We start from the raw sequence: 18,787 nt of genomic DNA, 5'->3' as shown, positions 1-18,787 counted from the left end.
TCATTATGATAAACACTTCATCTGCAAAAAATGCCTTTAATAAACTCAAAGGTAAGGCTGAAAAAGCTGTTCACCGTAGTTTAGATCAACACGTAAAATTAGCGGTAACTGGCCTCAGTGGCAGTGGTAAAACCGCTTTTATTACCGCTTTAGTAAAGCATTTAACCAGCCAAGCAACAGACAAAAACTTACCGTTTTTTGATGTTATGCAGCAACAGCGCCATATCGCCACAAAAATAGTGCCGCAACAAGCGCTGACCATTCCTACATTTGATTACCCTAAAGCCCTGAGTGCTTTATTGCCGCTTGAAGGGCAACCACACTGGCCTGCATCAACCGAGCGCATAAATACTTTACGTCTAGCAATTAAATACCGGAGTGACGCAGGCTTACGTGGTCACTTTGCACCGCAATCAACCTTGTATTTAGACATTATTGATTACCCCGGTGAGTGGCTGCTTGATTTACCCATGCTAGAGCAAAGCTATCAACAATGGAGTGAGCAGCAATATGCACTGTTACAGCGCTCTCCTCGGGTTGAAAAGGCACAAGCATTTTTAACTGCACTGAGCGAGCTTGATTTAACAGCACCAGTAGATGAAAGTGCGCTAAGCGCGATTGCTACGCACTATCAAACACTGTTAGTGAGTCTTAAAAAAGACACTAAATTGGCGATGCTACAACCTGGACGCATGCTGATGCCAGGTGAATTACAAGGTGCACCGTTATTACTGTTTTTCCCAGTTGCGCAGGCTAATGATGAGATGGTTGCAGGGTCTAACTTGGCGCACTTGCAAAAGCGCTTTAATGCTTATGTGAAAGAAGTGGTTAAGCCATTTTATACACAACACTTTCGCAACTTTGATCGGCAAATAGTGCTTGTTGATGTGCTCAGTGCGCTCAATGAAGGGCCTGAGACGCTGCAAGAGCAAGGGGATGTGATCAAACAATTACTCGCGCATTTTAACTATGGCGAAACTGGCTTTTTGAAACGCTTGTTTAAACCCAATATAGATAAACTATTGTTTGCTGCGAATAAGTCAGATCATATTAGTAGTGCACACCATAAAGATTTAGCGCTGTTGTTGGACTCATTAGTGCACGAGCAAAGTAATCACTTAAAATTTGATGGCGTTAAAATAGAAACTATGGCGATGTCATCTATTACGGCAACCATGCCAAAACAAGTGGTTGAGCAAGGTAAAACCCTCAATTGTATTTATGGTAAGCCGTTATCAGAGTCGCAATGGTTGACCTACTTACCACCGCAGCCACCAATGCGCATGCTCAATAAAGATGAGTGGCCAAGCCATGGTTTTGAGTTTTTATCGTTTGCACCAATGCCAAGTCCAGACAAGCAACTAAAACACATTCGTTTAGATCATGTCATGCAGTACCTTTTAGGAGACAAACTAACATGAGCAAGACCGCTTCAGGCTTTCAAGCCGGCAGACGTATTGATACTAGTGAACAGCCAATAGACAATGAACTTACCTTGACCCCAGCTAAAGTGATCGATCAAGGGGAGTATGAATATGAGCACGTTATCGATGAGCCCCAAGATGAAGAGATTGATTTAACCCCTGTTTATAAAAAGTCAAAATGGCAAACTCTGAAAGGGGTGTTTGCGATTAGCTTTATAACTTTAGTGTTAGCTGAATTTATATTTTCTATGGTTGTGACATTTCAGCAATCCATCATCTTAGGCAGCGTATATTTAATTGCAGTGCTCAGTGGCGTGTTGTTGTTAGGCAAGCTCTTATGGCGTGAGTATAGAATGTTGCGCAGCTTAAAGCGCAATCAATTACATCGTCATGAAGCGGATCGTTTGCTCAATAGCGAACAGGTTGGTGGGGCACTACCTTGGCTTGAAAAACTCAATAAACATCAGCAGTTAACTGGGTTTGATGAGTTTAAAGCAAGCATTGATAGCCATCATAGCGATAAAGAGATCATGACCTTGTACGCCGATAGTTTGTTAGTGAAACAAGATACTCAAGCTAAAAAGCTGATCAACCGTTTTGCCACTGAATCAGGCTTGTTAGTGGCATTAAGTCCATTAGCGCTGGTGGATATGATGGCTGTGCTTTGGCGGGGCACAAAACTGATTGAGCAAATAGGTAAGATTTACGGTATCGGATTTGGTTATGCTAGCCGGATCAAGCTCTATCGTATGTTGATCAAGCAAGTGATGTTTGTTGGCAGTGCTGAGTTAGTATCGGATTTAGCTGCTACAGCGCTCAGTGCTGAATTACTAGGTAAATTATCAGGACGTGCAGCACAAGGCTTAAGCGCGGGTATATTTACCGCACGCATTGGTTATAAAGCGATGGAACTAAGCCGTCCTTTACCACGACTTGAGCATAAGCGCAGCTTGCTTAAAGGTACTGCGCAATTGATTGCCAGCAAAATTATGAGCCGCAAAGCTTCGTCGTCAGGAGCTGGCACGAAAGAAACGAGCTGACAATAAATCTGTACAGTGGTGAACTGCCACTGTACTAACTACATCCCAATTTATAGCCATCTGAGCATCTGGCATGCTTGTGCTTTATCCTGCGATACGTTTTGATTATGGGATCAATAATAATCAAAAAAGATCAGACAATGAACAAACTCCACATCGACAGCCAATGTATCCATGGACCAGAAAAAGCCAATGATCCGCATGGTGCACTTACTGCTCCTTTATACCAAACTTCTACGTTTCATTTTACTAGTGCCACGCAAGGTGCAGCACGTTTTGCTGGTGAAGAACCGGGCTATATTTATACCCGTTTAGGTAACCCGACGACGACAGAGCTTGAACAAAAAGTCGCACAACTTGAAAGTTGCGAAGCCGCTGCAGCAACAGCCACAGGAATGGGCGCGGTTTCTGCATCGGTATTAAGTTTTTTATCGCAAGGCGATCACTTAGTCGCATCAAGCGCTTTGTATGGCTGTACGTTTGCTTTCTTCGCACATATGTTGCCGCGTTGGGGGATTGAAGTGACGTTTGTAGATATGACCGATGAGCAGCAATTACGCGATGCAATTAAACTGAATTCAAAAATGATTTTTGCCGAAACCCCAGTTAATCCAACTATGGCGGTAATTGATTTAGAGTTAATAGGACAAGTGGCAAAACAACACAATTTGATCAGTGTAATAGATAACACCTTTCTCACGCCGTTACTGCAAAAGCCAATTGATTATGGCATTGATTTAATTGTTCACAGTGCTACTAAATATTTAAATGGTCACGGTGATGTTGTGGCAGGTTTGGTGTGTGGCAGTCAAGAGCACATTACATTAATTAAAATGACCGTACTTAAAGATATTGGTGCAACAATTAGTCCACACGATGCATGGCTTATTAATCGTGGTTTAAAAACCTTAGCGATACGCATGCAGCGTCATTGTGAAAGTGCGCAAATTATTGCTGAATTTTTAGAGCAGCATCCCCAAGTTAATACCGTTTATTACCCCGGACTTGCATCTCACCCAGGGTTTAAGTTTATCGGTAAGCAAATGAAAGCCTCTGGTGGCGTTATTGCCTTTGAATTAAAAGGCAGCCTAAAAGATGGCGAGCAGTTTATTAATAATACCCAATTGTGCACACTCGCCGTGAGTTTAGGAGACGCCGAAACACTCATTCAACATCCGGCATCGATGACTCATTCACCGTATTCACCCGAAGAAAGAGCAGCTGCGGGTATTAGCGATGGTCTGATCAGACTATCTGTTGGCCTTGAAGATGTTAACGATATAATTAACGACCTTAACCGCGCTTTTACTTTTATTGCATAGTCTGTAATTTTATATTTACGGTTTGTGTTGCTTCTAGCCCTTTAAAAATAGCACTGTAAACTTTTTGATCTTAAAGTGTAATGTTTGGTGTACAAAGGGCGGTTTGGTGCTAATAGCTGATGTTGTCTCAGCTATTAAACTTTGCCTTACATTTGCTTAGTATCTCCTTAACAGGTTGACACCGATATCGGTTTAACACTAAGAAGGTTATTATGGCTAAAGCAAGTAAATACACCTCCAAGACACCAGATGAAAATGGCGTTATCCATTGGAGCGAAGCAGAAAATAAAATATGGTCAGAACTAGTCGCACGCCAACTAAAATGTATTGCAGGCAAAGCTTGCAATGAATACATGGAAGGGCTTGAAAAAATAAACCTGCCTCATGACCGTATTCCGCAGTTAAGTGAGCTTAATGAAGTATTACTAGCGACTACCGGCTGGCAAGTTACGCCTGTGCCAGCTTTAATCGACTTTGATGAATTCTTTCGTTTATTAGCAAATAAGCAATTTCCAGTCGCAACCTTTATTCGCAGCCGTGAAGAGTTTGATTACCTGCAAGAACCTGATATTTTTCATGAAATATTTGGTCATTGTGCAATGCTTACTAATCCTGATTTTGCCAAGTTTACGCATAAATATGGCCAGTTAGGTTACGCTGCCGAGAAAAAAGATCGGGTTTACCTTGCCCGTATGTATTGGTTTACGGTTGAGTTTGGCCTAATGCAAACAGATGATGGTCTACGTATTTATGGTGGCGGTATTTTATCAAGTCCAGGTGAAACACAATACGTGTATTCAGATAAGCCCGAGATCAACCCGATGAATGTATTGGATGTATTACGCACGCCGTACCGAATTGATATTATGCAGCCTTTGTACTACACCATTAATTCTATCCATGATTTATTTGATATTTCACAACTGGATATTATGGCGTTAGTTGCGCAAGCAAAAGAATTAGGGTTACATGACCCAAAATTTCCTCCTAAAGAAAAATTAGCAAGTTAAGGATTTAAGATGTCATCATTAAGCGCACAAAAATGTGAAGCCTGTCACGTAGACGCTCCACAAGTATCAGATACCGAGTTAGCTGAATTAATTAAAATGATCCCAGATTGGGTGCCTGAAGTACGCGACGGTATTATGCAATTAGAGCGTGTTTATAAATTTAAAAACTTTAAACAAGCCATCGCTTTTACTAATAAAGTAGGTGATATGGCTGAAGATGAAGGCCATCACCCGGGCTTGCTAACAGAGTGGGGCAAAGTAACGGTAACGTGGTGGAGCCATTCAATTAAAGGCTTACACAAAAATGATTTTATTTGCGCTGCCAAAACAGATGAAGTTTTCGCTGCGCTATAAATAAAACACAGCAATTGTTCTGCCCAAAGAACATGAAAGGCGCTTAATTAGCGCCTTTTTTATTGTTTTAAGCTTTGGTTATTACATTTTATATCGCAGCAAAGTTAACCCCTGCGGCGAAGTTTGCTACAATCGCTCGTCTTTACTCAAATTTTATAAGGTAGTCGCGGGTGGTTAACCTAGGTCAATTGTTTGGTGAACTAAAAACGTGTTTAAGAAAAGATCAATTCATCTTTAAAAAACGCCTTCACGGCATAAAAAAAATAACCGATGAAACAAAACAAGCAGCCGTGATTGAAAAAATCACTGCGGATATAGCACGTAGCCAACAATTGCGAGAGGTGCGCTTAGCTCAGTTACCTAAAGTAACTTACCCTGAGCAGCTCCCCGTCAGTCAGAAAAAAGACGACATTAAAGAGGCTATCGCCAATAACCAAGTGGTTATTATCGCGGGTGAAACCGGCTCAGGTAAAACCACGCAAATTCCTAAAATGTGTTTAGAACTTGGCCGTGGCGTTGATGGTTATATCGGTCACACCCAACCAAGACGTTTGGCTGCGCGCAGTGTCGCGGATCGGATTGCTCATGAAATGCAATGTGAACTTGGCCAGCAAGTGGGTTTTAAAATTCGTTTTAGCGATCAAGTATCAAATAACAGCTATATAAAGTTGATGACTGACGGTATTTTACTGGCGGAAATTCAACAAGACCGATTTTTAAACCAGTATGACACCATTATTATTGATGAAGCTCATGAACGTAGTTTAAACATTGATTTTATTTTAGGTTATTTGAAAAACCTATTACCAAAGCGTCCTGATTTAAAAATAATTATTACCTCTGCGACCATTGATCCAGAGCGATTCTCAAAGCATTTTAATGATGCACCGATTATTGAAGTGTCAGGACGAACATTTCCGGTGGATGTGCGTTATCGTCCTTTGGTTGAAATTGATAAAAATGATATGGAGGCTGAAGGCGACCAGCTGCAAGGTATTTTTGATGCCGTTGATGAGCTGTGCCAAGAAGGCCCAGGCGATATTTTAATCTTCTTAAATGGTGAACGGGAAATACGCGATACTGCTGATGCCCTTAGTAAACGTAATTTAAAAGGAGCGGATGTTTTACCTTTGTATTCGCGCCTTTCTAACGCAGAACAAAACCGTATTTTTGCTCCCCATAGTCGTCGTCATATTATTTTATCGACCAACGTTGCTGAAACCTCACTTACTGTGCCGGGTATTCGATACGTTATTGATCCTGGTACCGCGCGCATTAGCCGTTATAGTTATCGTACTAAAGTGCAGCGTTTACCGATTGAGCCAATATCACAAGCCAGTGCCAATCAGCGAAAAGGCCGCTGTGGCCGTGTGGAAGCGGGTATTTGTATTCGTTTATATGCTGAAGATGATTTTAATTCGCGCCCAGAGTTTACTGATCCAGAAATACTACGTACTAATTTAGCCTCAGTTATTTTAAAAATGCTTGGCTTAGGGTTGGGCGATATGGCCGAGTTCCCATTTGTACAAGCACCAGATAGCCGTAATATCAACGATGGCTTAACGTTACTAGAGGAACTTGAAGCGGTAAAACCTAGTCGTCACAATAGCAATACACAGCTTACTAAATCGGGTATTGAACTGAGCCGCTTACCGGTTGACCCGCGTTTAGCTAAAATGGTACTAACAGCACAAAAGCTGGGTGCGCTGCGTGAAGTGATTATTATTGTGGCGGCGTTATCGATTCAAGATCCACGCGAGCGCCCGCAAGAAAAACGCGCTGCTGCAAACGAAAAGCATGGCCGTTTTGACGATCCTGATTCAGATTTCATCGCCTTTTTAAATTTATGGAATTACTTAGAAGAGCAGCAAAGTGAGCTAAGTAACAGCCAATTCAGAAAGCTGTGCCAAAAGGATATGCTCGCTTATATGCGTATTCGTGAGTGGCAAGATATCGTTTATCAGCTCAGTACTGTGTGCAATGAAATGGGCATGAAAGCGACCAGCAATGTTGCCGATGGCGATAAAATCCATCAAGCGCTATTGAGTGGCATGCTCAGTCACATTGGTTTTAAAGATGAAAAGCAAGTATATAAAGGCGCTCGCAACAGTCAGTTTCATGTATTCCCAGGCTCTGGATTATTTAAGAAAAGCCCAAAATGGTTGATGTCGGCAGAGCTGGTTGAAACCAGTAAATTATATGCACGTATTAATGCCAAAATTAACATCGATTGGGTTGAACCATTAGCACAACACTTAGTAAAACGCAGTTACAGTGAGCCGCATTGGGAGAAAAAGCCCGGCGCAGTGATCGCTTTCGAACAGCAGGTACTATACGGGCTGATCATAGTGTCAAAGCGTCGCTGTGTGTACAGTAACATTGATCCGAAAGTTAGCCGCCAGTTGTTTATTCGCAGTGCCTTAGTAGAGCAAGATTTAGGTCAAAATGAAGGGTTTTTGCAGTTTAATCGCGAACTGATTGAAGATATTCAAACTCTAGAAAATAAAAGCCGCCGTCGTGATATTTTAGTTGATGAGCAAACCTTATATGAGTTTTACGATAAGAAAATTCCTGCTCAAATAAACAGTCGTGCAGCATTTAATAAATGGTATAAAACGCAAAAGCAGCAGGATAAACATTACTTGCAAATGACACGTGATGATTTAATGCAACACGGTGCTGATAGTGTTACTGAGTTTGATTACCCCGATGTATGGCAACAAGGTAATTTAATGTTGCCGTTGAGCTATCATTTTGATCCAGGCCAAGCGGTCGATGGGGTTGCAGTGCAAATTCCGGTGGCCTTACTAAACCAAGTAGAAGAAGCTGGCTTTGACTGGCATATTCCTGCATTTCGTCATGAGTTGATCACCGGTTTAATTAAATCTTTACCTAAATCACTACGTCGTAATTTTGTGCCTGCGCCAAATTATGCAGATGCGGTTCTTGCAGCAATCGAGCCTATGCAAGGTAACTTCATTGAGGCACTCAGTACGCGTTTATTACGTATGACAGGTGTAAAAGTTGATCCAGAGGCCTGGGATTTAACCACCCTTGCGACTCACTTACGACTGCAGTTTGAAGTTCGTGATGAAAAAGATAATGTACTTGCCCGAGGTATGGATTTAGCGAAACTCAAAGCGCAATTGCAGGGTAAAGTGACGCAAACGCTGTCTAAAGTGGCAGATAAAGGCATTGAAAAAGCTGACCTATTGCAATGGGATTTTGGCAAGTTACCGGTATCCTATGTGAAAAAACAAGGCCAGTATGAAATCAAAGCGTATCCTGCGCTGGTAGATAAAAAATCATCGGCGGCAGTGGAGCTATTTGATAACGAAGTTAAAGCGCAAACTGCCCATCAGCAGGGGTTACGCCGTTTGGTATTACTGAATGTACCTTCGCCGATAAAATATTTGCAACAAAACTTACCCAATAAGGCTAAATTAGGTCTATATTTTAATCCGTTTGGTAAGGTTGCTGATTTAATTGATGACTGTATTGCCGCAGGCGTTGACAGTTTATTGGTGAAATTAGGCGATGTACGCACCGAACAAGCGTTTGAGCAAGTAAAAGAGCACGTGCGCGGTGAGCTCGGCGATGCGGTTGTTGCTATTGCAACCCAAGTTGAGCAAGTGTTGAGTATTGCGCATGCGTTACATAAAAAAATGAAAGGGCGAGTTGATTTAACCATGATCACTGCACATGGAGATATAAAAAGCCAACTGGGATCTTTGGTATTCAAAGGCTTTGTTTCAAATCATGGCGCAGACAAACTTAGTGATTTAATTCGTTACTTAAAAGCAATAGAAAAACGCTTAGAAAAGTTGCCAGTTGATCCAAATCGTGACAGATTATGTGTACTTGAGTTAGAAAAGGTTGCTCAAGAGTATCAAAAACAGCTGAAAAAAGTGCCGCCTGGAATGCCTGCTCCGCAACAATTGCAGGATATTTTTTGGATGCAACAAGAGCTTAGAGTATCCTTGTTTGCGCAAACGTTAGGGACACCGTATCCGATTTCAGCTAAGCGTGTATTGAATGCTCTGAAAGAAATTGATTGAGTTTGGTATTTAGTAAACATCGAATACCTTGGAAGGAAATATTTGTTAGATGAGAAGGAACTGATATTAACCATGCGCTCATCCGCTAATACACACCCGCGTTTACTAGTTGTAGATGACGAGTACTTTAATTTTGAAATGCTCAAAGTCGCTTTATCAGCGGATTTTGAGCTCAGTTATGCTGAATCAGGTAAGAGCTGTTTATCGTCGGCTATTGCAAATCCACCGGATGCGATTTTACTCGATGTATGTATGCCCGGCCTAGATGGTTACGACACGTGTCGAATGTTGAAGAACACCCCTGAAACTCGTAATATTCCTGTTGTTATGGTGTCAGGCTTAGAATCCGTACAGGAACAACAAGCTGGTTTTGATGCCGGTTGCGATGCCTATGTGGTGAAGCCTTTTTCGGTCGTGGGGTTATTAGAAAAAATCAATACGGTTGTTTAGGAGTTATTATGCTAAATGAAGATAAACGTAATTTTAGACGTATGCAATTAAATGCACAGGCAAAATTAACCACACTTGAGCCAGTCGCTGATCAACATTTTGATGCTGTATGTGTCGATTTAAGTGCAACTGGGTTGTCACTGCAGTTGGATGAATTACTTGAACTGGGCACCATTGTGAAGGTGAATATTGATTCGACCAGCCCTGCCATTGCACCACTTGATGCAACAGCAAAAGTCGTTCGTGCCAGCAAAGAAAGTGATGGCACGGTAACCGCTGGGCTAGAAATAATGCAGTTTAATTAACCTGATGAACTCAGGTTAATTAGTTGCAGTCAGTTTAGTAAACTTTACAGATCAGGCCTTTTAGGTAAAAACCTTCAGGGTAACTGCCTGCGATTGGATGATCAGCAGCTTGGTTTAAACGCTCCATGATCAACAAATCCTTACCAGCATCAAGGGCTGCATCAGCAACCACTTTTTGAAATAAATTTTGCTCCATTAAACCTGAACATGAGAACGTAAGCAACGTACCACCTGGTTTAAGAATTTGCATGGCAATCATATTGATATCTTTATAGCCACGACACGCACCCGTTAGTTGTGCTTTGTTATCAGCAAATTTAGGTGGGTCCATAACGATAGTATCGAATAACACCCCATCTTCACGGTATTGGCGTAGTAATTTAAATACATCTTGTTTTATGAAGTCAACTTTATCTAAATCAAGATTATTGTGCTCGACATTACGTTTTGCGGTATCAAGCGCGGGTTGCGATACGTCAACGTTAGTAACATGCTCGCAGCCGCCACGCAGCGCATACAATGAAAAGGTACCAGTGTAGCTAAAACAGTTAAGTACTCTTTTATCTTTTGAAAAACGCTCTAATGCAGCACGGCTATCACGTTGATCAAGGTAGAAACCGGTTTTATGACCTTCGAGAATGTCTACTTCAATTTTAAAACCATTTTCTTCAATTAATACTGGCTGCTCAGGCTTATTACCCCATAACACGCCCATAGTCGGCTCTAAGCCTTCTTTGGTGCGCACATCGACATCAGAGCGCTCATACACGTTACAGCCTGGGAAAATAGCGATTAAAGCGCCAACTATTTCACCTTTATGGCGCTCAGCACCGGCACTTAATAACTGACACACTAAAAAGTTGTCAAATTTATCAATGGTTACACCTGGTAAAAAATCAGACTCGGCGGCACATAACCGAAATCCCGTTAAGCCACCTTCAGTAATTACTTGCTCGCGTGCCGCAAAGGCACGACGTAAGCGACGTTCAAAAAAAGCTTGGTCGATGATTTCTGTTTCATCAAAGCTCCAAACACGCGCGCGGATCTGTGAGTGCGGACTGTAAGCCGCTGTAGCTAAAAATTTACCATTACTATCGTGAATGGTCACTGTGTCACCTAAACCTGGCTTACCTTTTATTTTTTTGATGGCTTTTGAAAACAACCATGGGTGTTTTCTTTTTAGTGATTTTTCACGACCAGCTTCTAGGTATACGACAGATGACATTAGGCTTCTCATTACGGATAAATTAAGAGCGTATTTTAGTGAAGCAGGCTCGAACATACAATGAATGTTTTGCACAACAGCCTATAACCGCGGTAAAGTAACAGTAATTCAATGCATTAATTTGAAATTACAGGATTTATGGAACAACGTTTGCCCGTTTTAGTATTATCTGAGCCGTTGCAACAGCTAGAAAATCATTGCCGTGCTTTTATTTTGTCGTTAGTGAGTGCTGATGTCGCCCACGATATTACCCATATTGAACGAGTCGTGCGTGTTGCAAAACAGCTCTGCTTTGCTGAAGATGCTTCGATGGACGTGGTGTTACCCGCAGCATGGTTGCATGACTGTGTTGCAGTGGCTAAAAACCACCCGGATCGCGCTAAAGCTTCAACAATGGCCGCAGATAAAGCAATTTCATTTTTAGCGTCAATAGGGTACGACGCGCAATATTTTGATGCCATTCATCATGCTATTGTAGCCCATAGTTTTAGTGCTAACATTGCAATTGAAAGTGTGGAAGCACAAATCGTTCAAGATGCTGATCGTATGGATGCTTTAGGAGCAATTGGTGTCAGCCGCTGTATGAAAGTAGGGGGCTCAATCGGACGCAATTTATATCACCCTGACGATCCATTTTGCGCCCACCGCAGCCCGGATGACAGCTTGTATACATTAGATCACTTCTTCATCAAGCTATTACATATTGCACAGAGTATGAATACACCTTCAGCAAAAGCAGAAGCGGTGCGTCGTACTGAATATATGCAGGTATTTATTGAACAACTTAAGTCGGAGATTGGCTAATGGCAATGCCTACTTTATCTGGTGTCGATCATTGCCATTTAAATGTGACTAACCTTGCGCAAGCCGTCACGTGGTACAAAACAGTCCTTGGATTTAATATTGTGCCAGAGCTTGCTTTTTGGGATGAGGGTACTGGGCCTTTAACACTAGAAGATCCTGCGGCAACTATTCGCTTAGCGTTATTTGAGCGAGAGGGCAGTAGTAAAGGGATTGCATTTGGCGCATCTGGAGAGCAGTTTATCGCTTGGCTTAAGCATTTGGCTGACTTAAATATTAAAACCGTGGTTGCTGATCACAAAGTTACATACTCTGTTTATTTTCAGGATTTAAGTGGTAATAGTCATGAAATCACCTCTCATGACTATGCATATATCTCGGCCAACATCTAGCATATGGTTAGCTTTGGTAGGCAGAGTACACTGCTAAAACAGCATCTAGCTGGCCTTCAAATAGTGCGATAAGCTGAGGATCAAAGTGTTTACCAGCTTGCTCGCGCATATGACTTATGGCTTCATCAACGCTCCAAGCTTGCTTATAGGGACGTTTAGAGGTAAGTGCATCGAATACATCGGCGATTGCCACAATACGTCCTTCAATCGAAATTTCCTCACCTTTAAGACCGTTTGGATAACCTGATCCATCCCATTTTTCATGATGCTCCATCGCAAGTATATAGGCGAGCTGCAATAACGGCGATGACGAGTTTGCTAAAATTTTAGCGCCGATTTTGGCATGCTGTTTCATGTGTTCAAATTCTTCGGCTGTTAATTTCCCTGGTTTAAGCAAGATTGCATCGGGAATGCCGATTTTACCAATGTCATGCATCGGTGCTGCTTGTTTGAGAAGCTCAGCATGTTGTTCAGTCATTCCATAGGCTAGTGCTAAAATTTTACTGTATTTACTCATGCGCACAATATGCTCGCCAGTATCGGTGTCTTTATACTCGGCAGCGCACCCTAAACGATGGACTAAATCAACGTGAGCCAACTTTAGCTGCTCAGCCTGAACTAGGGATAAATGAGTTTTAACACGCGCTCTTACGATTGCAGGACTAATAGGCTTGGTTATGTAATCTACCGCGCCAATTTCAAAACCTTTAAACTCATCACTTTCATCCGCAAGTGCAGTCACAAAAATGACTGGAATATGCTCAGTAGCAGGGTTTTTTTTAAGCAGCTGACATACTTCAAAACCACTCATATTTGGCATCATAATATCGAGTAGAATGAGTTTGGGTGGCTCTTTTTCAACTAACGCGAGCGCGGCATCACCCGATTTAGCAAAAGAGAGGCGATATTGATTCCCTAATACTTCGCGCATGACTTTAAGGTTGGCGGGTTCATCATCAACAATAAGAATTCGTGGGCGTTCGGTTATTAAGTCCATCAGTGTGTTTCCAAATTTGCTGCCTGATTGAGCAGCTCTATTAATGCAATAAGAGTACTCTGGGCATTGTCAAAGTCAAACTGGTCGAAATATTCGATTAATGCATCCACATCACTTTGATAAGTAGCGGGGGCATTGTCTGCTAATGTTGCTAACAACTCATCATTGAGCTCTGCATTTTCTGCGTCTTTACGCAGTTGTTCACACAGTATTTTAAATTCGCTGAGCGATAGTACTTGGGTATTTTTTTCGCTGCTTTGCACTGCTATACAGCTGCTGGTTTTTCTAGCTAACAACTCATTGACCGCATTAAACTCTATCTGCAATTGCTGAATTATTTGCGCCTGCTGCTCAGGGGCTTGGCTGTTTTCTAAGGTTGAAAGTAGGGCCATCATAGTCGGTAAACCTAAATTACCAGATAAGCCTTTAAGGGTATGTAATGTGCCATTAATATCTTTTAAGGCATTTAGTCCATCATTAAAGATAATGTCACATGTTGCCTGCTGCTCTTTAAAAAAACGGTGTATTTCGCTCAGCTGTTTACACTTACTGCCCCAAAGTTGCTGTCCTTTTTTTAAATCAATATGCTGTGCTGTGGGATCACTGTGAGCAATTTGCGTTTCTATATTTAAACCAAAGCCAAGCACTTGCGCAATCTCTTGATTCAATTGATTGATATCAACAGGCTTATTGGCGAAGCCATTCATACCCGCTTTTTTAGCCGTTAATTTATCTTGCTGTAAGACACTGGCGGTGAGCGCAATGATCGGAGTCTTTTTTAGCTGTCGTTGTTGCTCAATTTCACGAATTTTTTCGGTCGCGGCAATACCGTCACATTCAGGCATATGGATATCCATTAAAATGACATCAAAATCTTGTTTTTCAAAAATAGCGATCGCTTCTAAGCCGTTGCTTGCAGAGCTAATCGTATGCTGATCTCGCGACAATAATAACTGTAGTAGCTCAACATTTTGTGCTATGTCATCAACGACTAAAATGCGCAGCTTAGGTAATTGCGTATACAACTTATCAAAGTAATTGACTTGGGTTTCATCACCGACCTCTAAAGGCAATGAAAAATAAAAGCAGCTGCCTTTATCTTCTTCACTGACTACGTTGATTATGCCACCCATCAGCTCAACGAGTTGCTTACTGATAGTAGTACCAAGTCCAGTGCCACCAAAACGACGTGTAGTAGTCCCGTCAGCTTGTTCAAAAGGCTGAAATACCGCTTTAAGACGATCTTTAGCAATACCAATACCGGTATCTTGTACTTCAAAAAATAAGTAATTATTTTGTGTCGTACTGACAGTGACATTCACTGAGCCCTGAGCTGTAAACTTAACTGCATTACCAATTAAATTTGTTAAAACTTGGCGAATTCGGTCTGGATCACCGTAATAAGTAGGGTGAACAGACTCTTTGATGGTAAGTGTTAGTTCTAGATCTTTCTTTTTTGCTTCTAACCAAAATGTAGAAATAATACTATCAAGCACCGCTTGAAGATTAAAATGCACTAATTCAATGGTCAGCTTACCTTTTTCAAGTTTTGCAGAATCCAATATTTCATTTAATAGCCGTAACAGCGAGCGAGCCGCATTATTTACGATAATTAAGTGCTTTTGTTGGTCTTGATCAAGTGGTGTATCCATCAATAAATCACTAAAGCCAATAATCGAATTCATCGGTGTGCGAATTTCGTGACTCATATTCGCCATAAATGACTGTTTGGCTTGAGCTGCATCTTCGGCGGCTATTTTCGCCAACTTTAATTTATCTTCGTATTCACGACGTTCACTAATATCGATAATAACGCCGTCGATCCAAATCGCTTCACCTTGCTTGTTGAACTCAAAGCTACCTTTCTCAAGCACCCAAATTAGCTTGCCACTTCGATGACGTAGTCGGTATTCAATTGAGTATTGCGATTTAGCAGCGATCGCTTGCTCGACCGATTTATTGATGCGTTTGTTATCATCTTTAAAAATCAAATCACTAAACTGAATATGCTGATTGATAAATTCCGATGGGACATAGCCAGTTACTTCATTAATGCTAGGGCTAATAAAAATCATGCTCCAGCTTTTATCCAACTGGCAGCGAAATACCACGCCAGGCATATTATTCATCAGCGAGCGGTATTGTTGTTCTTTCGCTATGAGGTTTTGTTGTAGTTTGCGTTGCTCAGTCAAGTCAGTAATAAAGCCAACAAATATTGACTCTTGTCCTGGCTGGTTTGCTTCACCAATACCTAAGCGAATAGGAAATAGGTGACCTTGTTTATGTTTAGCAAGAACATCACGATTGACGCCAATAACTTTACCTAAATCGATGTGATGTGCCTTTAATAGATATTCATCATGCTCGGCTGCGATATCATCTGCCATCAGCATTTTTATGTTTTTACCCTTTACATCAGTGCTATGCCAGCCGAAAATATTCTCTGCAGCGTTATTAAAGCTTAAGATAATACCGCGATTGTTAATTGTTACAATGCCATCTATAGCGGTCGATAAAATAGCCTCTAAGCGAGATTCATTCCGTGTTTTTTCTTCAAGTAACATGCGATAGCGTACCATACCGTTAATGATAGCAACTATCGCGGTTAGAATAATGGTGGCGAACACTACGCTAATAGCAACAAATGTAAGTTCTGAGCTGGCGCTGTCATTACCAATTAATGGCGAGGTTGCAACAAACCGTGTTGCCGCCATTCCCATGTAATGCATACCTGCAACAGCAAAACCCAAAATGATTGCGCTGATCAACCGCGTCTGCAAAGAATTTAGTGTTGAGAGGTGCTTTTTAATATTAAAGCGAGCATATAAAGATATAAACGCCAGTACAACGGCAACGATAATTGACAACCCAAACATCAATGGATCGTAGCGTAGCAGCGGGCTCAATTCCATTGCTGCCATACCACTGTAATGCATAGTGCCGATACCTGCGCCGAGTAGTACCGAGGGCAGTATTAAACTGAAAATAGTGGCGTTATTTTTTACTAATAATGACACGCCAGTTAGGCAGGCTAAAAATGCTGGAATGAAAGATAAAAAGGTGAGTGTTGGGTCGTAGCTGATATTTGTACACAGTGAAAATGCCAACATACCAATAAAATGCATACTCCAAATACCGCCAGAAAGTACCAAGGAAGCCGTTGAGTTGGCTAATTTTTGATAACTTTTGAAGCGTGTTTCTTTGGCCAGATCGATCATGTAAGTTGCAAAAAATGCAGAGAAAATAGCCGTTAAAACAGACAGAGCGACTAAAAATGGGTCATAAACACCATTAATAAGAAGGCTCGGATCGTGATCGGTAATAAAAAAAGCGGTAAGCATAACGGCTCAATACACTGTTATTTCAGTAATAACTAATATCACCTGAAATATATGTTAAGACAATTAATTAATTTTGCGCAAATGCCTGTTATTTGTTTACATATTTAGCTGCAAAATTTAACAAAATCAAAAACTTTTTAAAATCAATTCGCTAAGTTTCATTGTGCGCAATGATAGCATCATTTATAACCAGTTTTATAGCAGGTATTTAGCTGAACTATTTATTTTCGCAGATAAAGTAATCGGTAATTATCGGGTCATACGTTTGACAAATACGACTACGAATAATGCCAGAGAGAAACTCCCGCAAAACGCTTCAACTGCAGCAACGAATCGGGAGAAACCAACCGGAGTAATATCGCCATATCCTAAGGTTGTAAAAGTAACCACGCTAAAATAGAAGCTATTAAGTAGGGCTAATAAATTATCACTTAATGTTGCCGCCGGATTGAACTGCATAATACGACCAGCATCCATCACCCCAAAAATAAAATAACACAGGGCGCAGCAGATGATCAGTGACAAACTAAAACGGATCACATTTTCAGGCTTTTCACCATACCCGCACAACATATCAATACAGCTCGAGGCTAATCGTTTTTTTGAACCCCGTGGATATTGTGCGTGACGCATCCGCAGTTCTTTGTACGTGAAATTACCCGCCAGTTCAAATAAGCCTTGTTGTTCTGATGCTTTACGTAAATTGCGAAATATTTCTTCTGATTGTTCAAATAAGTCAAGGGCTGCGCTTTTATCTGTATGTTTAAGCGCTGCTTTAGCTTGTTTTTCCTGTAATAGTTCAGCGCCTAGCTCAATGTTATCAATACGGGTGTTGTTTAGTTTTATACCCAATAAATTTGTATCTTGTAGGTTGCAGTAATGCAGGCTTGCTTCGTGCAAGTTGGCTTTCATCAGTGAACTGTGGGCTATTTTATTATTAAACAGATGAGCGTTGGTGAGCGTTGCACGATAAAAATTACTGTAAGATAAATCAAAGCCATCCTCATCATCTTGTTTTATCAAATTAAGCCCATTAAGGTTAGCGCGTTTTAATTGCAATCCCTGTAATAATCCTCCCTTTTTTGCATAGCGCTCTAATTTTTGGGTCAGATCTAAGCCTGACTTATCAAATTTGGCATCATGCCAAAAACAAAAACCTGAACCCATGTCTGTTTCTTGACAATGATGGCCATCGGGAGAGGTATAACGACAACAAGGCTTATCAGGCATGTTTGATATCGCTTTATTTAATTCTACTTAGATATAGATTAGCAGTTATTTTGCAAGGTATTATAGTGACCTGTTAATTAGTTTAATGACTGTCGGTCAATTACAAGAGTTAGGTTTGTTTGAATATACATTAAAACGTAGTCGCCGCCGCAAAACTGTCGCTATCAAAGTCCAGCAACAAAGTGTCACAGTTTATGCGCCTGTTGGGGTTGCTAAAAAGGAACTTGAAAGCTGGCTGCTAAGTAAAACTGACTGGATCAATGCGCAAATTAACAAGCAAAGTCAAATGCTTGATACTCGCCAATACCCATTACAAGATAATCGCGTACTGGTTTTTTCACAACCTGTGATACTGACTTATGGTGTCAGCTCGCGCAGCGCATGGCAGCTAGTAAAAAATCAGCAGGGAGATGTGTTACAGCTAAATCTTTCTGGACGGGTTAAGCATCAGCAGCCAATGTACCAAACCTTGCTCGAAAGTTTTTTACATGAGCAATTAGAAAATTATATTGAAATGCGTGTACATGCTTATTGCCTACAAATGGCAGAGACTTTACCTAGCAGTATTCGCATTCATACTTATAAGCGTCGTTGGGGCAGTTGTAATCGACGACGAGAATTGACCTTTAATTTGTTATTAGCCAGTGCGCCGCAGAGTATTATTGATTATGTGATTGTGCATGAACTAGCTCACTTGAAATATTTAAATCACAGTGCCGCATTTTGGCAGCGCGTCAGTGAGTTTTATCCTGATTATAAGCAAGCAACAAAATGGCTAAAGCAACACGGTGCGAGTTTACAATGGGTAGTCGAATGAGTTAGCGAGAATAAAGTTTTG

15 protein-coding genes are annotated in these 18,787 nt (G+C 41.2%); 11 read left to right on the top strand and 4 right to left on the bottom strand.

The genetic code is table 11. The features are described 5' to 3' along the window. The first annotated feature begins 5 nt into the window (after positions 1-5). The 8 genes from H5186_RS17385 to H5186_RS17350 all read left to right on the top strand — a co-directional run bounded on the left by H5186_RS17385 (position 6) and on the right by H5186_RS17350 (position 9,963). Positions 6-1,421, top strand: coding sequence for a YcjX family protein (locus H5186_RS17385; protein WP_220493271.1), 1,416 nt, complete (start codon positions 6-8; stop codon positions 1,419-1,421). Then, entirely contained in the window at positions 1,418-2,464 is a 1,047-nt protein-coding gene (locus H5186_RS17380; RefSeq protein ID WP_182794730.1) for a TIGR01620 family protein, read from the top strand. The genes H5186_RS17385 and H5186_RS17380 overlap by 4 nt, the downstream gene beginning before the upstream one ends. A 140-nt stretch (positions 2,465-2,604) precedes the next feature. After that, positions 2,605-3,786: a methionine gamma-lyase gene (gene megL, locus H5186_RS17375; RefSeq protein WP_182794729.1), complete on the top strand. Its 1,182-nt coding sequence runs from the start codon at positions 2,605-2,607 to the stop codon at positions 3,784-3,786. Between the two features lie 212 nt (positions 3,787-3,998). Beyond that, positions 3,999-4,796: a phenylalanine 4-monooxygenase gene (gene phhA, locus H5186_RS17370; RefSeq protein WP_145241432.1), complete on the top strand. Its 798-nt coding sequence runs from the start codon at positions 3,999-4,001 to the stop codon at positions 4,794-4,796. A gap of 9 nt (positions 4,797-4,805) precedes the next feature. Beyond that, a complete protein-coding gene (locus tag H5186_RS17365; protein WP_149980747.1) occupies positions 4,806-5,150 on the top strand; it encodes a 4a-hydroxytetrahydrobiopterin dehydratase in 345 nt (114 codons plus the stop codon). Between the two features lie 170 nt (positions 5,151-5,320). Beyond that, on the top strand, positions 5,321-9,208 hold the full coding sequence (gene hrpA / locus H5186_RS17360) for an ATP-dependent RNA helicase HrpA (protein WP_182794728.1): 3,888 nt from the start codon (positions 5,321-5,323) through the stop codon (positions 9,206-9,208). A gap of 72 nt (positions 9,209-9,280) precedes the next feature. Further along, entirely contained in the window at positions 9,281-9,658 is a 378-nt protein-coding gene (locus H5186_RS17355; protein ID WP_145241521.1) for a PleD family two-component system response regulator, read from the top strand. An 8-nt stretch (positions 9,659-9,666) separates the two neighbouring features. Further along, on the top strand, positions 9,667-9,963 hold the full coding sequence (locus H5186_RS17350) for a PilZ domain-containing protein (RefSeq protein ID WP_145241426.1): 297 nt from the start codon (positions 9,667-9,669) through the stop codon (positions 9,961-9,963). 34 nt (positions 9,964-9,997) lie between these two features. Here H5186_RS17350 and H5186_RS17345 read toward each other — a convergent pair whose 3' ends face one another. Beyond that, positions 9,998-11,188 (bottom strand): class I SAM-dependent methyltransferase, encoded by a 1,191-nt coding sequence (locus tag H5186_RS17345; protein ID WP_145241424.1) that lies wholly within the window; start codon positions 11,186-11,188, stop codon positions 9,998-10,000. A gap of 138 nt (positions 11,189-11,326) precedes the next feature. Between H5186_RS17345 and H5186_RS17340 the strand changes: the two genes are divergently transcribed. Continuing rightward, entirely contained in the window at positions 11,327-11,992 is a 666-nt protein-coding gene (locus H5186_RS17340; RefSeq protein WP_145241422.1) for an HD domain-containing protein, read from the top strand. Beyond that, complete coding sequence (locus H5186_RS17335) at positions 11,992-12,381, top strand: VOC family protein (protein WP_145241420.1); 390 nt, start codon at positions 11,992-11,994, stop codon at positions 12,379-12,381. Before H5186_RS17340 ends, H5186_RS17335 begins: the two co-directional genes overlap by 1 nt. Positions 12,382-12,388: 7 nt before the next feature. Here H5186_RS17335 and H5186_RS17330 read toward each other — a convergent pair whose 3' ends face one another. The 3 genes from H5186_RS17330 to H5186_RS17320 form a co-directional block, all read right to left on the bottom strand. Beyond that, positions 12,389-13,378 (bottom strand): two-component system response regulator, encoded by a 990-nt coding sequence (locus H5186_RS17330; RefSeq protein ID WP_182794727.1) that lies wholly within the window; start codon positions 13,376-13,378, stop codon positions 12,389-12,391. Beyond that, positions 13,378-16,719, bottom strand: a complete 3,342-nt coding sequence (locus H5186_RS17325; protein WP_182794726.1) for an MHYT domain-containing protein — start codon at positions 16,717-16,719, stop codon at positions 13,378-13,380. Before H5186_RS17325 ends, H5186_RS17330 begins: the two co-directional genes overlap by 1 nt. A gap of 249 nt (positions 16,720-16,968) precedes the next feature. After that, positions 16,969-17,949, bottom strand: a complete 981-nt coding sequence (locus H5186_RS17320; protein WP_145241414.1) for an ion channel — start codon at positions 17,947-17,949, stop codon at positions 16,969-16,971. 85 nt (positions 17,950-18,034) lie between these two features. Between H5186_RS17320 and H5186_RS17315 the strand changes: the two genes are divergently transcribed. After that, positions 18,035-18,766 (top strand): M48 family metallopeptidase, encoded by a 732-nt coding sequence (locus H5186_RS17315; RefSeq protein WP_182718135.1) that lies wholly within the window; start codon positions 18,035-18,037, stop codon positions 18,764-18,766. Positions 18,767-18,787 lie beyond the last annotated feature (21 nt).

The sequence above is a fragment of the Pseudoalteromonas sp. SG41-2 genome (assembly GCF_014164535.1).
Taxonomy (GTDB): Bacteria; Pseudomonadota; Gammaproteobacteria; order Enterobacterales; family Alteromonadaceae; genus Pseudoalteromonas; species Pseudoalteromonas rhizosphaerae.
Note: the sequence above shows the minus strand (reverse complement) of the source record. Positions and strands in the feature narration are given on the sequence as shown.